Raw genomic sequence first — 15,946 nt, 5'->3', positions numbered from 1 at the left:
ACCATCGCCGGTGCGTCCGCATTTTATGCGGCGGCTCTTTGGGGCAACACAAGGGTGTCTGATCAGGGCTAAAATCGTGCAACGATGGAACCTTTCACTTCGCTACGCTCCGACTGCCTATGTGGACTCCGTCCACTTCGGTTCACCGAGCCTGAGGTTTGCACCGAATCGTGGATTCCGTAAGTGGTGTCTCCTCCATCGATCATCTCCTCGCGTCCAGCGCGGGTGAGACGTGGGATATCGACCGCGAAGTGCACGTGCTGCGCGCGGCGGCGGCGCCCGTGGCCCGGCAGGATGCGGCGCCGGGGGCAAGGAAGGTGGCCATCGTGCTGCCCGCCCCGTTCGAGCTCGCGCCTGCCCTCGAGGCGAACGGTGAGAATGGCGCGCACGGCGCCTCGAAGAAGATCGATCCCGATCTGACGGGCGGTACGGTGGCGCGGCGGGCGGCGCACGATGCTGCGCACCCCGAGGCGCTGCTCGACCTTTTGCGCGCGCGCATCGACATTTTGGGTGCGGCGGGGCGCACGAGCGCGCTCCCGGGGCGCATCGCGGATCCCGATACCTCCCCCGAGCTCGACAAGATCGGGCTCGCCCGCGCGCACATCGAGATGTCGGTGGCGGCCGAGATGTTGCGCGGGGACGATGCGCTGGCGATCGCGCATGCGCAGGCTGCCTTGCGCGTCGACCCGAGGATGGCGGCGGCGCACGCGCTCTTGCGGCGCAAATGCCATGGGCGCGCGGCGCTGCCGGCCATGTTGGAGCACCTCGAGAACGAGCTCGCGGCGTCCACGGAGGATGGGTCGACCATCGAGCTGTTGGTCGAGAAGGCGCGGCTGCTCGATGCGCGCGGCGAGAGCCCCGACTTCGTGCGCTCCATTTGGGAGCAGGCCCGGGCGCGCGCGCCGCATCACCCCGCGGCGCTCAAGGGGCTCGAGGCGGATCTCACCACCCGCGCGTACACCGCGACCAGCCGCGCGGCCGACGATCCGGCCGCCTACGCGGAGGCGTACGACGTTTTGGCCCGGCACCTGGCCAGCATGGCCGAGGCGTACGCGAGCGAGCCGAAATTGGCGGCGTGGCTCCACGCCGAGCGGGCGCAGATCCTCGAGTTCAAGCTCTACAAAGTGGAGGAGGCGCGCGCGGCGCTCGAGCGGGCGGTGGCGCTCGATCCCAGCGTGGGACCCGTGCGCGACGAGGCCGTGCGGCACGTGGCGTCGCACGACGATCCGGCGGCCCTCTGCCTCTTGCTCCAGGAAGAGGCGGAGCTCGAGACGGATCCGAACCGCGCGGCGAGGCTCGAGCTCGACGCCGCGTGCATCGCGTACCATCGGCTGAACGAGCCGGAGAGGGCCATCGGCTTCCTCCAGCGGGCCGCGGCGCGTGCGCCCACGTCGAACAGCGTCGATCGGCGGGTGCTCGACGAGCTGGTGCGGCTGCACGAGCAGTTCAACGACTGGGCGGAGGCCGCGCGGGCGCGGCGCGCGCGGCTGCGCTTCTTGGTCGACCCGCTGGTGCTCACCCACGAGCTGCGCATGCTCGCCCGCATCGACGAGCAGCTCGGCGAGATCCACTCCGCCATCGAGCATACCCAGGCGGCGCTCGCCATCGAGCCGCGCGACATCACCTTGCTCGAGACGCTCGACCGGCTCCTCTCCGCCTCGAGCCTCCACGAGCAAAGGGTCGACCTGTGGGTCACCGAGGCCGCGCGCGCGGAAGATGCCGCCCGGCGCGCGCGGGCGCTCGTCAGAGCCGCGCAAATTGCCGAGCACGAGCTCGCGAAGCCCGGTACGGCCGTCGAGCATCTGCGCGCGGCGTGGGTCGTTTCGCCGGGGGATCCCGAGGTGCTGGAGGCGCTGGCGCGCTTGCTGGCGCCGGCCACCTCGGAGGCCACGGATCGCGAGGCGCGGGCGGTCATCGACCTGTATGCGCAGGCGGTCGAGCTGACGAAGGATCCCGGGCGCAAGGTCTCGAGCCTGGAGAAGATCGCGCTCCTGTGCGAGGAGCTCTTGGGCGACGTGAGGCGCGCGGCGCGCACGTACGAGCAGATCTTGCGGCTGGAGCCCGATCGGCGCGGGGCGGTGCTGGGGCTCGCGCGCACGGCGACCAAGATCGGAGACGATCGCGCGCTGGCGCGGGCGCTGCTCGACGAAGCGCGGCTGGCGACGGAGCGGGACGATATGATCGCGCTGCGGGTGCGCGCCATCGGCGTGCTCGCGCGCGTGGATCGCGAGCGGGCGCTCGCCTTGCTCGACGAGGTCCTCGCCTACGATCCGACGAACGAGGCGGCGCGGGCGCTCGAGACGCGGTTCCATGCGGAGGCGGGGCGCTGGGAGCGCGCGGCCGCCTCGTTGAAGGCGCGCATCCAGTGCGCGCCGGTGCCGAGGGACCGGCTCGATCTGTGGCTGGAGCTCGCGCAGATCCAGGAGCTGCGGCTTCGCTCGCCGAAGGACGCCATGGTCTCGCTCTCCGCGGCGCGGGCCATCGATCCGAACCACCCCGTGCCGCCCGACGAGATCGTGCGCATGCTGGAGGCGACCGGCGACTACGTCACCCTGCGCGACGCCATGGAGACCTTGGCGAACGATTGCTCGGGCCTGGAGGACCGCGCCCGCTACTTGGTGCGCGCCGCCGAGATCGACGAGCACCGCCTGGCCAACGACGAGCGCGCCGCCACCACCTACGCGCGCGCGCTGGCCGAGACGCCCGAGGACGAGCTGATCGCCGAGCGGCTCGAGCGCGCGATCATGCGCCACGCGGTGATCGCCACCGCCAAGGGCAAGGCGCTGTCGTTCAACACCACGAACCTCTTGAGCCTCCAGGTGCGGCGGCTCGAGCACAAGATGCACCCCGCGTCCGCCGCGCGCCTCTCCTTCGGCCTGGCCCAGCTCTATCTCCGCACCGGGCGCGATATTCCGCAGGCCACCAAGCTGCTGGAGATCGTGCTCGAGATCGACAAGCGCCACATCCCCGCGCTTCGCACCTTGGAAGGCGTCAGCCGAAGGACCAACGACTGGGCGCGGCTCGCCCATGTCCTGTCGCGCCAAGGCGACGTCTTCTCCAACCTGCGCGCCCGCCTCGGCGCGCTCTGGCACCTGGCCAGCCTCGAAGAATGGCGGCAGGCTGGCGGCGATCCGCTGCAGACCTACCAGCGCATCTTGCAGCTCGATCCCACCGAGCCGGGCGCGCTCTACGCGATCGAACGCCGCGAGATGGCGAGCGCGCGCAAAGGCGACAAGCGCACGCGCAAGACGGTGCTCACCGCGCTTCGTTCGCTGCACGCCCTCGCCTCCGACGAGGGGACGCGCCGCGCCATCCAGCTCCGGCTGGCGCTCATCTTGGAGAACGCGGCCAACGACCCCTCGCTGCGCGGCACCGTCGAGGTGGAGGGCATCACCGACGCGCCGATGCTGGCCATGCTCCGCGAGGCGCTCGACCGCTACCGCACCATCCTCGCGTACGATCCGCTCAGCGTGGCCGCCGCCACCGGCATCGCCCGCATCGCCCCGCGGCTCGCGGACGTGGAGTCCGCGGTCACCGCGGCCATCTCGCTCGCCGATCTCTCCATCCTGCCGAGCGCGCGCGCCCGCTACTTGATCGACGCGGCGGAGCTCTTGCTCGGCCCCGTGGCGTCCGATGTCCTCGGCTCGCCCGAGCGCCGCACCGCGCGCGCGGCGGACTTGCTGGAGAAGGCGCTGTCGGCCAACCCCGATAGCGTGATGGCGGCCGGGCGCCTGGCCACCGTGCGGCGCGAGACGAACCAGTCCGAGCAGATCGTCGAGGTGTTCCGGCAGGCGCTCAAGCGGGCGCGCGCCGAAGGCGCCATCGTGCTCCTGGGCGCGGAGATCGCCCGGGTGGCGCGCGAGAAATTGGGCGATCTGCCGCTCGGCATCGCGGCCATGCGGCGCGTGCGCGAGGCGGCGCCGAACCATATTTCCTCGCTGCTCACCTTGGCGGAGCTCTGCGTGGCGCAGCGCACGTGGCCCGAGGCGGTGGACGCGCTCGAGTCGGTGGTGGCGCTCGGGCGCGAGCCGGGGCCGCGGCTCACGGCGCTCTTCTCGCTCTCGAGCATCTACGAGCACGTGATGAACCGCCCCTCCGAATCGGAGCGCACCTTGCGCACCGCGCTCGCCCTCGATCCGCTGAACGCGCGGGCGCTGCGGGGGGTCTTGCGCCACATCACCGCGCAGCACACGGCGCCGCCCGAGCTCGAGACCGGGGTGGCGTTCGATCCGGTGAGCGTCATGGATGACGAGACGCGCACCGAGGTGGCCGACTTGGTCGAGCGGCTCGCGCGGGTCGAAGAAGATCCGGAGCAGCGGTGCGAGCTCTTGCTCAAGCTGGCCGATCTGCGCATGCGCCTGGGCGATCCGGTGGCCGTCGAGCGCGCGCTGGTGGAGGCCGTGGCCCGAACCCCCGCCAGCATGATGGCGTTCGGCCGCCTCTCGGCCCACTTTCGCACCTCCAGCGGCCGCGATCACGTGGCGTTCGCGCGCGCGCTCATGGCCGTCATCGCCCGCGGGCGCGAGGTCGGCGTGGTGGACGCGCGCTGGCTCGCCACCTTGGGGCAGCTCGAGATCGAGTCGCTCCAGCGGCTGCGCGAGGGCATCGGGCACCTGCAGCAAGCGGTGCAGCTCAACGCGACCATGCACGAGACGCGCTTCGAGCTCGCGCGCGCCCTCGCCCGGGCCAACGCCAACGACGAGGCGGCGCGGCACCTGCTCGGCATGGTGCTCCCCACCTCCGCGCCACTCCTCGCCCTCAGCGAGCCCCCGGCGGCCATCGCGCTGCTGGAGCGGACCTTGCAGAACGATCGCCGCATGGAAGAGGCGCTGGTGGTGAGCGAGCTGCGCGCGGTCGCGGGCGATGTCGACGAAGGCCGCCTCGCGTGGCTGCGATCGCGCCGGCTCATCGCCTCGACCGAGAGCCAGAACGTGCAGCTCGATCGCCCCACCATCGTCACCCACGTGCTGCCCGTCGAGGGCCGCCACGTGCTGCTCGAGGTGGCGGCCGCCGTCGCCGGCATCGAGTCGAAGATCCTGCGCGCCGATCTGTCGGAGCTCGGCATCACCAGCCGCGACCGCGTGAGCTCGCGCAGCGGGCACCCCACCCGGGTGCTGTTCGACCGCGTGCTGCGCACCCTCGGCATGGAGGATCTGGAGCTCGTGATCTCGCCCAGCGTCACGCGCACCCGCGTGCTCGCGCAGGACACGCTCTGGATCGTGGTGCCCAAGCGGCTCTCGGAGATGCCGGAGCCCGCGCAGCTGGCGTCGATCGCCCGCGCGCTCACCCGCGCCTCGCTCGGCGTGCCTTGGCTGGAGGAGCTCCCGCCTCCGCACATCGAGGGCTTGCTCATCGCGTGCGCGCGCCAAGTGGTGCACGGCTACGGCGCCGACGAGCTCGACGTGCTCTCGCAGAAGCTGGTCGCGCAGTACGAGCCCAACGTCGCGCGCGCCATGTCGCGAAAGCAGAAGAAGGTGCTCGAGGAGCTCGGCCCCCACCTGGCCGCGCCGCAAGGCCGCCCCATCCCCGTGGACGGCTTCATCAGCGCCCTCGCCCGCGCCGAGATGCGCGCGACGTCGCTCATCACGGGCGACCTTCTGGCCACCCTCGAAGAGCTCTGCACCATCGATCCCAGCCTCGCGCGCTCCATGGAGCGCTTCGGCGCCCCCGCGCTCGCGGCGGTCCTCGAGCACTCGTTCGGCGGCGACGTGGCCCGCTTCGCGCTCTCCGGGGAGGCCATCGCCCTTCGCCGCCGCATCGGCACCACGTGGACCACGTAACGATGGCGACCAAGTCTCGTTCCCGTTTGGGCTCACGTTTCGGTATCGCCCTCGCCATCGTCGCGCTGGGGCTCGTGACCTTGTTCTTCGTCTTGCCCGAGATCGTGCGCCGCCGGGCCATCTCGGACGCGGCCGCCCGCGGGATTCAGCTGACCGTCGCCAAAGCGCGCCTCTCGCTCTTGGGCGTTCGGCTTTTTGGCCTGGAGGCGCGCCACGAGAAGATCCCCGGCGCGGTGGCCAAGGCCGAGGAGGCCAACGTCGATCTGGCGGGCTTCTCGGCGGCCGCTATCCATCTTCATGGGCTCGATGTCACCGTCCCCGATCTCTTGGTCGCGGCGAACGAGCTGGAGAGTGCGCGCGGGGCCGGCCCCGCGGGGGGCGATCTGCGGCGGGTCACGTTTGCGAACGCGCTGGTTCACTTGGCGCGCTTCGCGGGGGCGAGCACGTCGCTGGAGGTCGAGGGCGTGAGCGGCGAGCTCCTCTCCACCCCGGCGCTGGGCGATGAAGCGCACCTGGGCGCGGAGAAGATCACGGGCTCCCTGGGCGCGAGCCCCTTCGGCCCCTGGCGAACGACCTTCGATCGCACGCGCGATACGATGACCCTGCGGGTGATGCTCGATCCGTCGAAGCCCCAGGTTCCGCAGGTGATTCTGGCGCGCGGCGCCGGCAAGGAGAACCTGGACGTCAAAATACCGCGCACGCACCTGAAGAGCCTGGGCCTCCCCTTTTCGGCCTTCGGCCTCACGGCCGAAGACGATCCGGAAATCGAGGTCGACGCCAGCGCCCTCACCACATCGCCCGCCCCCGGCACCTCCGGCGCGTCAGCTCCCAGCGCCGCGCCCGGCACCGCCGCCCCCGAAACGGAAGGCGCGCTCGTCTTTCAATCGTGGGGCGTACACGTCGGCCGCTTCTCGAGCGCCCTCGACGTGAAGATCGGCGGCAAGTGGAAGGGCCAAGGCGACCGCGCCTCGATTCAGGACGGCATCGTCGCCGTCGGCCCCTTTGGCGGCACCCTGGGGGGAACGGTTCGCGGGATCCCCCCGCGCCTCGATTTCACCTTCGAGAGCACGCCCATCCCCTGCACCGAGCTCGGCAGCGGTACGGCCGCCTCGCAGCCGAATTTGGCCGGCCCCCTGGGGCTTTTGGGCTCCGTCCTCGGCAACAAAGCGCTCACCGGCACCGCCACCCTCACGGGCGCCCTGGTCTTCGACCTCGCGAACCCCGCGGAAAATCGCTTGACCCTGAAGCCAAGCGCCGATTGCTCCTTCACCTTGCGCTGACCGCCGCGGGGGCTGTATACCGCTCGCTCGCGATCCTCTAGGAGAATTATCGTCATGCGTGGATTTCTTCAGCCGTCCCTCCGAATCGTTGCCACCGAATCGCAAATCGCTTTCCGCGCGCTCGGACGGGGCCGCCGCGCCAAAATCGCGCGCGCCGCGCAGACGACCTTGGTGAAGGCCGATCAGTGGGGCCGCGGCGCGACCGTTCCGGCCGATCTCGCCGATGCCCTCGAGCGCGCGCTCAAGACGGCGACGACGAAAAAGAAGTAAGTCACTAAGCCAAGGAAGTTTGGTCCCTCTCGTCATGACTTGGCGTGAGGGACCCGATTCCGTCACCCGCGACGGATCTTTTTCGCCGGCCGATCTTGCGCGGCGGTCGGGCCCCTTTTTGTCGCAGATGTTTATGCCTTCTTCGCGAAGTCGCGCATGAAGTCGACCAAGGTCTTGGTCCACTCGAGGCTGACCGCGTTGTAGAGCGAAGCACGGATCCCGCCAACGGAGCGGTGGCCCTTGAGGCCCACCATCTTCAGCTTCTTGGCCTCGGCGAGGAACCGCGCCTCCAGCTCCTCCGACGGCAGCCGGAAGACGACATTCATGGTCGAGCGGCTCGCCTTCTCCACGGGCGACACGTAGAACGATGCGTTCGCGTCGATGGCCCCGTAGATCAGCGCCGCCTTTTGCCGGTTCTGTTCTTCGATGCGCGCGAGGCCCCCGCCCTTCTTGATCCAGTCGAGCACATTGCGAATCAGGTAAATCGCAAATGTCGGCGGCGTATTGTAGAGCGAGTTGTTCTCGGCCACCGTCCGATATTGAAAGATCTTCGGCAGGTCTTTGCGCCCCCGCGCGATGAAGTCCTTCTTCGCGAGCACGATCACGATCCCCGACGGCCCCACGTTCTTCTGCGCCCCCGCGTAGACGAACGAGAACGGCGAAAAGTCCGTCTTGCGCCAGAGGAAGTCGCTGGACATGTCGCAGACCAACGGCACCGCGTCCGCCTTGGGGAGCTCGTGGAACTGCACGCCGTGGATGGTCTCGTTGCTGGTCACGTGCAGGTACGCGGCCTGGGGATCGCGCGCAATCTCGGCCTCGGCCGGCACGCGCGTATATTGTTTATCGTGCACGGTGGTGGCGGCCACGCGCACCTTCCCGCCGGACCATTTGGTGGCGGCTTGCGCCTCGGACAGCGCCTTTTCACCCCACGCGCCATGAACGATGTAGTCGGCGGACCCACCGTCCGGCAGGAAATTGAGCGGGATCTGCGCGAACTGCTGCGTGGCGCCGCCTTGCACGAAGAGAACCTCGGTGTCGTCGCCGATACCGGCAATCTCGCGAAGCAGGGCGATCGCCTCGTCGTGAACGCGCTCGTAGTCTTTGCCGCGGTGGCTATGCTCCATGACGCTCATGCCGGTGCCGGCAAAGTCGAGTAGCTCGTCGCGGGCGCGTTCGAGCGCGGCGAGCGGAAGGGCAGCGGGACCGGCATTGAAGTTGATGACACGTTCCATGGCCGCGAATGCTACGTCGAGCCGCCGGCGAGCGCTATCATGTGCGCCCCATGTCCGATCGCACCTCCCCGCCCGCGGACCGCGAGCCCCCGAATCCCCACAGATCCGAACCCGCCTCCGACTCTGCCTGGAGCGAACTCGAGCGACTTTTCCCGGGCATCGTCACCCGCGATCCGGGCGAGCTCGCGGCCTTCGGGCTCGATTACACCCGCGTTTACGCGCCCAACGCGTCGGCCTTGGCCCTTCCGCGCACCACGGAGGACGTCGCGTCAATCCTTGCATTCTGCAATCAACGCCGCCTCCCGGTGGTCCCCTCGGGCGGCCGCACGGGCCTCGCAGGCGGCGCCGTCGCCGCGAACGGCGAGCTCGTTCTCTCCCTGACCCGCATGCGCCGCATGGATCCCGTCGACACCGTGGGCAACACGGTCCGCGTTCAAGCCGGCGCGGTCACGGCCGCCGTGCACGAGCACTGTGAGCCGCACGGCCTCACGTGGCCCGTCGATTTCTCGTCCAAGGGCTCGAGCCAAGTGGGCGGAAACATCGCCACCAACGCGGGCGGCGTCAAAGTGATCCGCTATGGCCTGACCCGCCAATGGGTGCTCGGGCTCCAGGTGGTGCTGGCCGACGGGCGCGTGCTGGAGCTGGGCGGCGCGCTCGAAAAGAACAACACCGGGGCCGATCTGCGGCAGCTCTTCATCGGCAGCGAGGGGACCTTGGGCGTCATCACCGAGGCGACCTTGAAGCTCTCGCGCCGGCCGGGAAAGCTCGATGTGTTCCTCTTTGCCGTGAACGATCTCGCCGATGTTTTGCGCCTCTTCCGCGAGGTCAAGCAAACGCCCTATCTCATTTCGGCCTACGAGTTCTTCACCCTCTCCTGCTTGCAGCGCCTGATGCGCCACCGCGCCGTGCGGGCCCCCTTCGCGTCGCCCAGCCCCTTTTACGTGCTGCTCGAGCTCGAGGGCGCGCCGAGCACCGAGGCCTTGGAGCCTTGGCTCACCTCCCTCTTCGAACGGCAGCTGGTTCAAGACGGCACCTTGGCGCAGCACTCGTCCGACGCCGCCGCGCTGTGGGAGCTGCGCGAAGGCATCGGCGAGAGCCTCTCGGCCACCGGGCTGCCGCACAAGAACGATATCGCCCTGCCCATCGCGGAGCTGGAGTCCTTTTGCGCGGAGTTCGAGCAGGTCTTTTCGACCCGCTACCCTGGATTGGAGATTTGCCTCTTCGGCCACATCGGCGACGGCAACCTGCACATCAACGTGATGAAGCCCGACGCGATGCCAAAAGAGGAGTTTCTACGGCAGGCCAAGGACCGCGATCTCGATTTGTTCGCCCTCGTGCGCGCGCACCGCGGGAGCATCTCCGCGGAGCACGGCATCGGGTTGCTGAAACGCAATTATTTGCACTTTACACGTTCCAAGGACGAGATCGCGCTCTTGCATGCGCTCAAGCAGGCGTTCGATCCCCATGGGATTTTGAACCCCGGCAAAGTGCTCCTGTAGGCGTTCAGCGCGTGGGGTGCGCTTCGGTCAGGAGGGCCGCGCGCACCTTGGCGAGGGCTAGGTCGTCGAGCCCTCCGGACTTCAGGTAGGCGTCGACCGATCCATATTTGGATCGCACGTGGTCGAGCATGCCCTGAACCACCCCGGGCGGGGACTTCAGGGCCACACCCAACTTGGCGGGATCTTGCCCTTGCGCGCGCATGGCATCTTCTTGCGCTTTGACGGATTGGGCGTTGTACGTATCGCTGAGCGCATAATCGCGGGTGATGGTGTCGTCGGAGACGCCTAGGAAGGCGAGGAGCAGCGCCGACGCGATGCCCGCGCGGTCTTTGCCGCCGGTGCAGTGAAAGACCATGCTGCGGGTGCCGGTTTCGCCCAATTGGCGAAAGAGCTTGGCGAAGACGGCGGCGTTGGTGTCGATGATATCCGTGTACACCTTGGTCAGAAAGGGCTCGTCGATGACCGTCCCCGACTCGAGGATGGCCTTGGGGTCGATGGGCAGAACGATGGCGCCGCGCTCGTACGCGATCCGCGCGCCGTCGGCGATCGTGTCGGGGGACTTTTGCACCTCTTTGTCCGTGCGGAAGTCGAACGCGAGCTTCACCCCCATGCCGGTGAGGTAATCGACGTCGCGCGCGTCGATCTTCCCCAGGTGATCCGATCGAAACGCGGCGCCCCATCGCACCGCGCGCCCATCGGCGGCGATGTAGCCTCCGAGATCGCGGTAATTGCTCGCACCCGTGAGCCGCACATGGCGCTCGCCCACCACGGTGCTCGCCCCACCGCTGGGCCCTACTTCGAAGTACCACCGCTTACCCGCGTCGAGCCCCGACACCGTCACCTTGCGGGCGCTGGCGGCCGCGCGCGCGAGGACTCGGCCGTGATCGATGGCATCGGGCGAGGTCCCCGCCGTCACCTCGACGGTGGCGTCGGCCGCGACGGGATCCCAAGACAGCGTGTAATTGCCTTGCGCGTCCTTTTCGGCCTGAACGGAGACGAGGGGAGCGGGCGCCGATGCGGGGGCGTTGGTGGTGTTCGAGCAACCGTTGGTGGCCGATACAAGCGATCCAAGCGATGCGAGCGAGACCAGCGGCACCAGGGCATTTGCAGCAAACCGCGAAAACTTCGAGAATCGTCGAACCATCTCGCCTCCTTCAGGGGGGTAAGCGATACCAGGTTTTCGATCCAATGGAGGGGCGGACTGCGGAGCGAACGAGGAGCGAATAGCGCAAGCGTGAGCGCGTAGGTGGATGGACGGTTCTCGGTGCAACGATGCAGCAGCTCAGCTGGATACGCACATGATTGTCCGCTCCACCGACATCGTTCAACAGTAGCAGCGGTAGGCTTTGCCCGTTTTGAATGTCGAACCGCTCGGCATCCTCGAGGCGTTCTTCACGGTCCGACAATCGGTCAACGATGGATATTCCTCGCCCGCCGGTGGATCCGTCCTTTTGGGGCAGACGTCGGTGCAATCGAGGAGCTCGGGGAGGGCGGTGCTCCCTTCGAAACAACGATCCGGAGCAGAGGATACCCCCGCTTGGTACGTCATCACGAACTTGCAGGCGCCATTCCAGCAGTAGTCGTTGCCGACGGTGTTCGCTGGGTGAGCTTTGGTGCAGTCGACGGCATCGCACCCGCACGACGTGCGGTTCTCGATGGGGTGTTGGCAGGTGCCACTGCAGGCATTCCAAGCGTCGGGGTGTCGATCGTTTCCGCAGAAGAACGAGACGTCGAGCGGCGCTTCGGCCTTGCGCCCGCCATTGTCGAAGAACTGCGCGATGAACTTTCGCCCCGCTTTCGGCGCCCGGAACGTAATGGGCGAAATGCGATTGATCTGCGCCCACTCCACCGACGCCGTATACGTCCCCTTCTGCGCGCCGGTGCCGAAGGCGGCATACGTCTTCCCCACCTCGTCGACGATCTGTCCGCCCGCGATGGTGTCGAGGCCGTCCCGGGCGGTGACGATGGCGACGAATGTCACCGCGTGGGACACGGTGGGGCGCGGGTCGTGAAGCCCCGTGATGGCTTGCACGTCCGAGGTGAGGCTCACGATCTTCAGCGCGCCATCGGAGCTCGAACCGCTGGAGCCTCCGCCCGAATCCCCCGAGTTGCCGCCTCCGCCATCGCGGCCATCCACCGTCCCCGGCGAGGGATCCTCGTTGGAGCTGGAGCTGCACGCGGCCACGATCCATACGAGCGCGAGGGCGCTACCGAGCATCGTACGCATTCGATTCCCCACTCTAAAGATCGACCACGCTGACGTTCTGTTTCTGTGTGCCATCGGCCGCGCGGTAGCTCACGACGAGCTTGTACCGCCCTGGCGGGAGATCCACGCCCGTGCGCGTCGAGAACGTCGAATCGCGTTTGCACGCCGCGTTGGCGGTCGAAAACAGATCGCGGCCGCCCGAGTCGACGCCGTACTTCCGAAATACCTGGTACGTGCCGCGGACCATCTTCGTGCTGCCGTCGCTTTGTGGAACGGCGACGTCGTCGACGTCGACGCGTCCGATTCGAAACGGCAATGCGCCTTGTCCGCGCTCGCCGAGGGGGACCGGTACCTCCAACAGCGCTCCATCGTCGGTCAGGTAAATGCCCTCCATCGACAAACGATATTCATAGGACGAGCCCGCGGGCACGCCAAACTCGGCGGAGCTGGTCCCATCGGGGAGGATCATGCGATGGGTCCTGCCATAATACAGGAAATAATGCTGGACGGTCGCGCCCGCGTACACGAGCGCGCAGGGAACGGTCTCGAACTTGCGGACGGGCGGCGCTACGACTTTTGCGACCCTTCGCGCGGCGTAGTCCCATGCTTGGATGCGTTTGGTTTCGCCGCCCGCGATATCGAAGATCGGACCGTCTGCCTCGCTGTATCCATACGCTATCTTGTACGTGCCCGGAAGGACGGCCATGGTCTCCGTTCCGTCCGACGTGAGCGGCAGATAATCACGATTGATCTTCTTGGAGACGCCATTGACGATCCGGTAAACGTTGACGTACGGCGTGAGCGTGTCCGTTTTGCTGATGCCGAGGGTGGGCTGCGGCACGTTCTTGATATCGACGGAGAAGACGCCCGCTTGCACCGTGGTGAGGCCCGGCGGCAAGGTTTGAATCGTGTCCGTCTTGAGCGGATACGACACGAGATCCCACCAATGCCCCGTGGTCTCCAGCGGCCCGATCTCCACCCCGAGCTTGTTGTACGTGCCCCCGATGAAGACGCGGGCGTTGCTGGGCGCGCTCGGCGGCGCGACGACCATGAATGTCGAGGTCTTGGGGGCGGCGAGGTTGCCGCTCGCCACCTCCTGCTCGGCGGCGCCGGGATCGCCCACGTCCGAGGAAGCATCGGTCGATGAAGCGCCGCACGCGAGCAGGATGAACGGCGCGAGCGCGGAGAGAGTCGCGCTGCGCATATAAGAGAAACGCATTTTCGAGTACCCCTATGTCCGTGTTGGAATGCCGCGTCATTCGCAAAGCGTATGCCGGCCCACGGAGAGGGGCGCCGCGCGAGGATCCTCGCGCGGCCGAGGTTTCGACTGGGTTCTCGCGTACCCAACCCGCCCGAGGACGTGGGTAGCCTCGGCGGATCGCGCCCGCGCTAATTGCTGATGCGCGTCCGGATGTTGGTCGACAGGGCGGCGATGTCGCTGCACACGTCGGCCGAAACGTCTTGGTCCAAGTCCATGATCAGGTAACCGATGTTCGCGTCGGTCGCGAGCACCTGGCTGTGGATGTTCGCGTTGCGGTCGGACACGATGCGGTTGATGTCGCGGAGAACGCCGGGGACATTGCGGTGCACGTTGAGCACGCGGTGCGTGCCGCCGACCTGCGGCAGCTCCACGGCGGGGAAATTCACGGCGCCCGCGGTGGTGCCGGCCACGACGAATTTGGTCAGCGCGATGGAGACCTCGCGGCCGATGGACTCTTGCGCCTCTTCGGTCGATCCGCCCACGTGGGGGGTCAGGATGACATTGGGCAGGTTGCGCAGCTCGCTCGCGAACTGATCGCCGTTGGACTCGGGCTCCTCGGGGTAGACGTCGACGGCGGCGCCGCCCAGGTGCTTGGAGCGAATGGCGGTGGCGAGGGCGTCGATGTCGACGACTTGGCCGCGGCTCGCGTTGAGGAGGTAGCCGCCCTTCTTCATGACCGACAGCTCCGCGGAGCCGATCATGCGGCTGGTCTCGCGGGTGGCGGGGACGTGCAGGGTGACGAAGTCGGAGTTGGCGAGGAGCTCGCCGAGCGAGGCCACGGAGCGCGCGTTGCCGATGGGGAGCTTGGTCGCGATATCGAAATAGAGGACCCTCATGCCAAAGGCTTCGGCCAGAATGCCCACTTGGGTGCCGATGTGGCCGTAGCCCACGATGCCCAAGGTCTTGCCGCGCACCTCGTAGCAGCCGGTGGCCACCTTGCGCCATTGGCCGTCGTGCACCTCGCGCGAACGATCCCCGAGCTGGCGCGCGAGCATGACCACCTCGGCCAAAATCATCTCCGCCACGCTTCGGGTGTTGCTGAAGGGGGCGTTGAAGACGGGGACCCCGCGCATATTGGCGCCGTGGATGTCGACTTGGTTGGTGCCGATGCAGAAGCACCCGATGGACAAAAGACGGTGCGCATGCTCGAGGGTGGAGGCGCGCACCAGGGTTTTGCTTCGGATGCCGAGGACGTCGATGTCACGCAGACGCTCGCGAAGCTCTTCTTCCTTCGGGGCGTAGGACAGGGTCTCGATGTGCAGGTCGGCGGCGGAGAACGCCTCGTTCGCGCTGGGGTGGATGTTCTCGCAGAGGAGGACGCGGAGGGCCGGCTTTGCCGTGGCCGAGCCAGGGAACGGGCGTTTGGCGATCAAGGGTTGGTCGGAAGGCATTATACAGGGTGGGCGATGCTACCTAACTTTGTCCCTGCCGGCACGAGCGTCGAGTCGTTCTTCGAACAAGTTTTGCCCGACGCCCACCGCGCGCTCGTCCCGGCGGACGCGAGCGCAGGCGAGCTCGCCGTGGGCGTGCACATCGAGGGCGCGCCCCTCGGCTCCGGGTATTTCTGCGCGATCCGCGGTCGCGAAATCTCCGTGAAACAAATGCGCGACGAGGAGAGCGCGCATCTGTGGCTCACGGTCGACGCGCCCGGGTTGGCGTTTTTTCTGGACGACTTGGGCGGCGAACGGCGGTTCGCGCCCAGCTTCGTCCCCGCGCAAGGGGTGAAGCTCATCACCGATCCGCGCATCCTCAAGCGGCTCGTGCAAGCGAGCGGGACGATCGAGCTGCGCCTGCTCGATCTGGAGATCGGGCGCAAGATCGAGCCCGTGGGGCTGCGGGTGTCGGCCGCCGGCGGGAAGAAGCACGGCCTGAAGACGAGCGCGGCCGATGCCGAGATCGAGACCAAGGTGAGCGTCTTCGAGAAGCTGCTCGCGGGAAAGCTCGCCCCCGACGAGGCCATCGCCGATTCGCACGTGGCGGTGCGGGGCAAGAAGCTGGTGGCCATGCAGTTCGCGTTCGCGCTCGCGCCGTTCTTCCCGAAGCCCTGATGCCCCGCCCGCGCCATCGCAACTACGTCCCCATCCTCGCCGCCGTCGCCGCGGTCTGTGCGCTCGCGGGTCTGTTCTTCCTCGTGCGCGGGCGCGGGATAACGCGTGCACAATGCACGGAAATGTTGGACCGCTACATCGACATGAGCATCGACCTCGATCCGGAGCTCGGTCGCCTCTCGCCCGCCCAGCGCGACGTGGCGCGCGAGATGAAGCGCGCGATCCGCAAGACCGAGAAGGACTTTGCCCAGGTGGAGGACCAGTGCGAAGCCAAGGTTCGCCACCACGAGTACGACTGCGCGATGCACGCAAAAACGCCGAATGACTGGGAGGCTTGCCTGGACTGATCCCGCGCCGTTCGGAGCTCTGG

At 67.8% G+C, this 15,946-nt stretch carries 11 protein-coding genes; 6 read left to right on the top strand and 5 right to left on the bottom strand.

Translation table 11 applies throughout. The features are described 5' to 3' along the window. The first annotated feature begins 170 nt into the window (after positions 1-170). From LZC94_06975 to LZC94_06965, 3 genes are read left to right on the top strand one after another with little or no spacing between them, the layout of a single operon-like run. Positions 171-5,780, top strand: a complete 5,610-nt coding sequence (locus LZC94_06975) for a hypothetical protein (GenBank protein ID WXB17011.1) — start codon at positions 171-173, stop codon at positions 5,778-5,780. A 2-nt stretch (positions 5,781-5,782) separates the two neighbouring features. Continuing rightward, positions 5,783-7,060 (top strand): hypothetical protein, encoded by a 1,278-nt coding sequence (locus LZC94_06970; GenBank protein ID WXB17010.1) that lies wholly within the window; start codon positions 5,783-5,785, stop codon positions 7,058-7,060. A gap of 54 nt (positions 7,061-7,114) precedes the next feature. Next, the gene (locus LZC94_06965; protein WXB17009.1) at positions 7,115-7,330 is read left to right on the top strand and encodes a hypothetical protein; all 216 of its coding nucleotides are present in this window, start codon (positions 7,115-7,117) and stop codon (positions 7,328-7,330) included. Positions 7,331-7,461: 131 nt separating this feature from the next. Here the strand turns inward: LZC94_06965 and serC are convergent, their stop codons facing one another. Continuing rightward, positions 7,462-8,562 (bottom strand): 3-phosphoserine/phosphohydroxythreonine transaminase, encoded by a 1,101-nt coding sequence (serC, locus tag LZC94_06960; protein WXB17008.1) that lies wholly within the window; start codon positions 8,560-8,562, stop codon positions 7,462-7,464. Between the two features lie 50 nt (positions 8,563-8,612). Here serC and LZC94_06955 point away from each other — a divergent pair, with 50 nt between their 5' ends. Beyond that, on the top strand, positions 8,613-10,061 hold the full coding sequence (locus LZC94_06955; GenBank protein ID WXB17007.1) for an FAD-binding oxidoreductase: 1,449 nt from the start codon (positions 8,613-8,615) through the stop codon (positions 10,059-10,061). A gap of 4 nt (positions 10,062-10,065) precedes the next feature. On the opposite strand, the gene LZC94_06950 is transcribed toward LZC94_06955, so the two are convergent. The 4 genes from LZC94_06950 to serA all read right to left on the bottom strand — a co-directional run bounded on the left by LZC94_06950 (position 10,066) and on the right by serA (position 14,901). Continuing rightward, positions 10,066-11,205, bottom strand: coding sequence for a tyrosine-protein phosphatase (locus LZC94_06950; protein WXB17006.1), 1,140 nt, complete (start codon positions 11,203-11,205; stop codon positions 10,066-10,068). A 180-nt stretch (positions 11,206-11,385) separates the two neighbouring features. Continuing rightward, the gene (locus tag LZC94_06945) at positions 11,386-12,288 is read right to left on the bottom strand and encodes a hypothetical protein (GenBank protein ID WXB17005.1); all 903 of its coding nucleotides are present in this window, start codon (positions 12,286-12,288) and stop codon (positions 11,386-11,388) included. Positions 12,289-12,301: 13 nt separating this feature from the next. Continuing rightward, the gene (locus LZC94_06940) at positions 12,302-13,486 is read right to left on the bottom strand and encodes a hypothetical protein (GenBank protein ID WXB17004.1); all 1,185 of its coding nucleotides are present in this window, start codon (positions 13,484-13,486) and stop codon (positions 12,302-12,304) included. A 170-nt stretch (positions 13,487-13,656) separates the two neighbouring features. Further along, a complete protein-coding gene (serA, locus tag LZC94_06935) occupies positions 13,657-14,901 on the bottom strand; it encodes a phosphoglycerate dehydrogenase (protein WXB17003.1) in 1,245 nt (414 codons plus the stop codon). Positions 14,902-14,934: 33 nt separating this feature from the next. Here serA and LZC94_06930 point away from each other — a divergent pair, with 33 nt between their 5' ends. Further along, complete coding sequence (locus LZC94_06930; protein ID WXB17002.1) at positions 14,935-15,576, top strand: SCP2 sterol-binding domain-containing protein; 642 nt, start codon at positions 14,935-14,937, stop codon at positions 15,574-15,576. Beyond that, positions 15,576-15,923 (top strand): hypothetical protein, encoded by a 348-nt coding sequence (locus LZC94_06925; protein WXB17001.1) that lies wholly within the window; start codon positions 15,576-15,578, stop codon positions 15,921-15,923. Before LZC94_06930 ends, LZC94_06925 begins: the two co-directional genes overlap by 1 nt. Positions 15,924-15,946: the final 23 nt, after the last annotated feature.

The sequence above is a fragment of the Sorangiineae bacterium MSr11954 genome (genome assembly GCA_037157815.1).
GTDB lineage: Bacteria > Myxococcota_A > Polyangia > Polyangiales > Polyangiaceae > Pendulispora > Pendulispora albinea.
The sequence above is the reverse complement of the archived record's forward strand: the minus strand, read 5'-3'. Positions and strand labels throughout refer to the sequence as shown.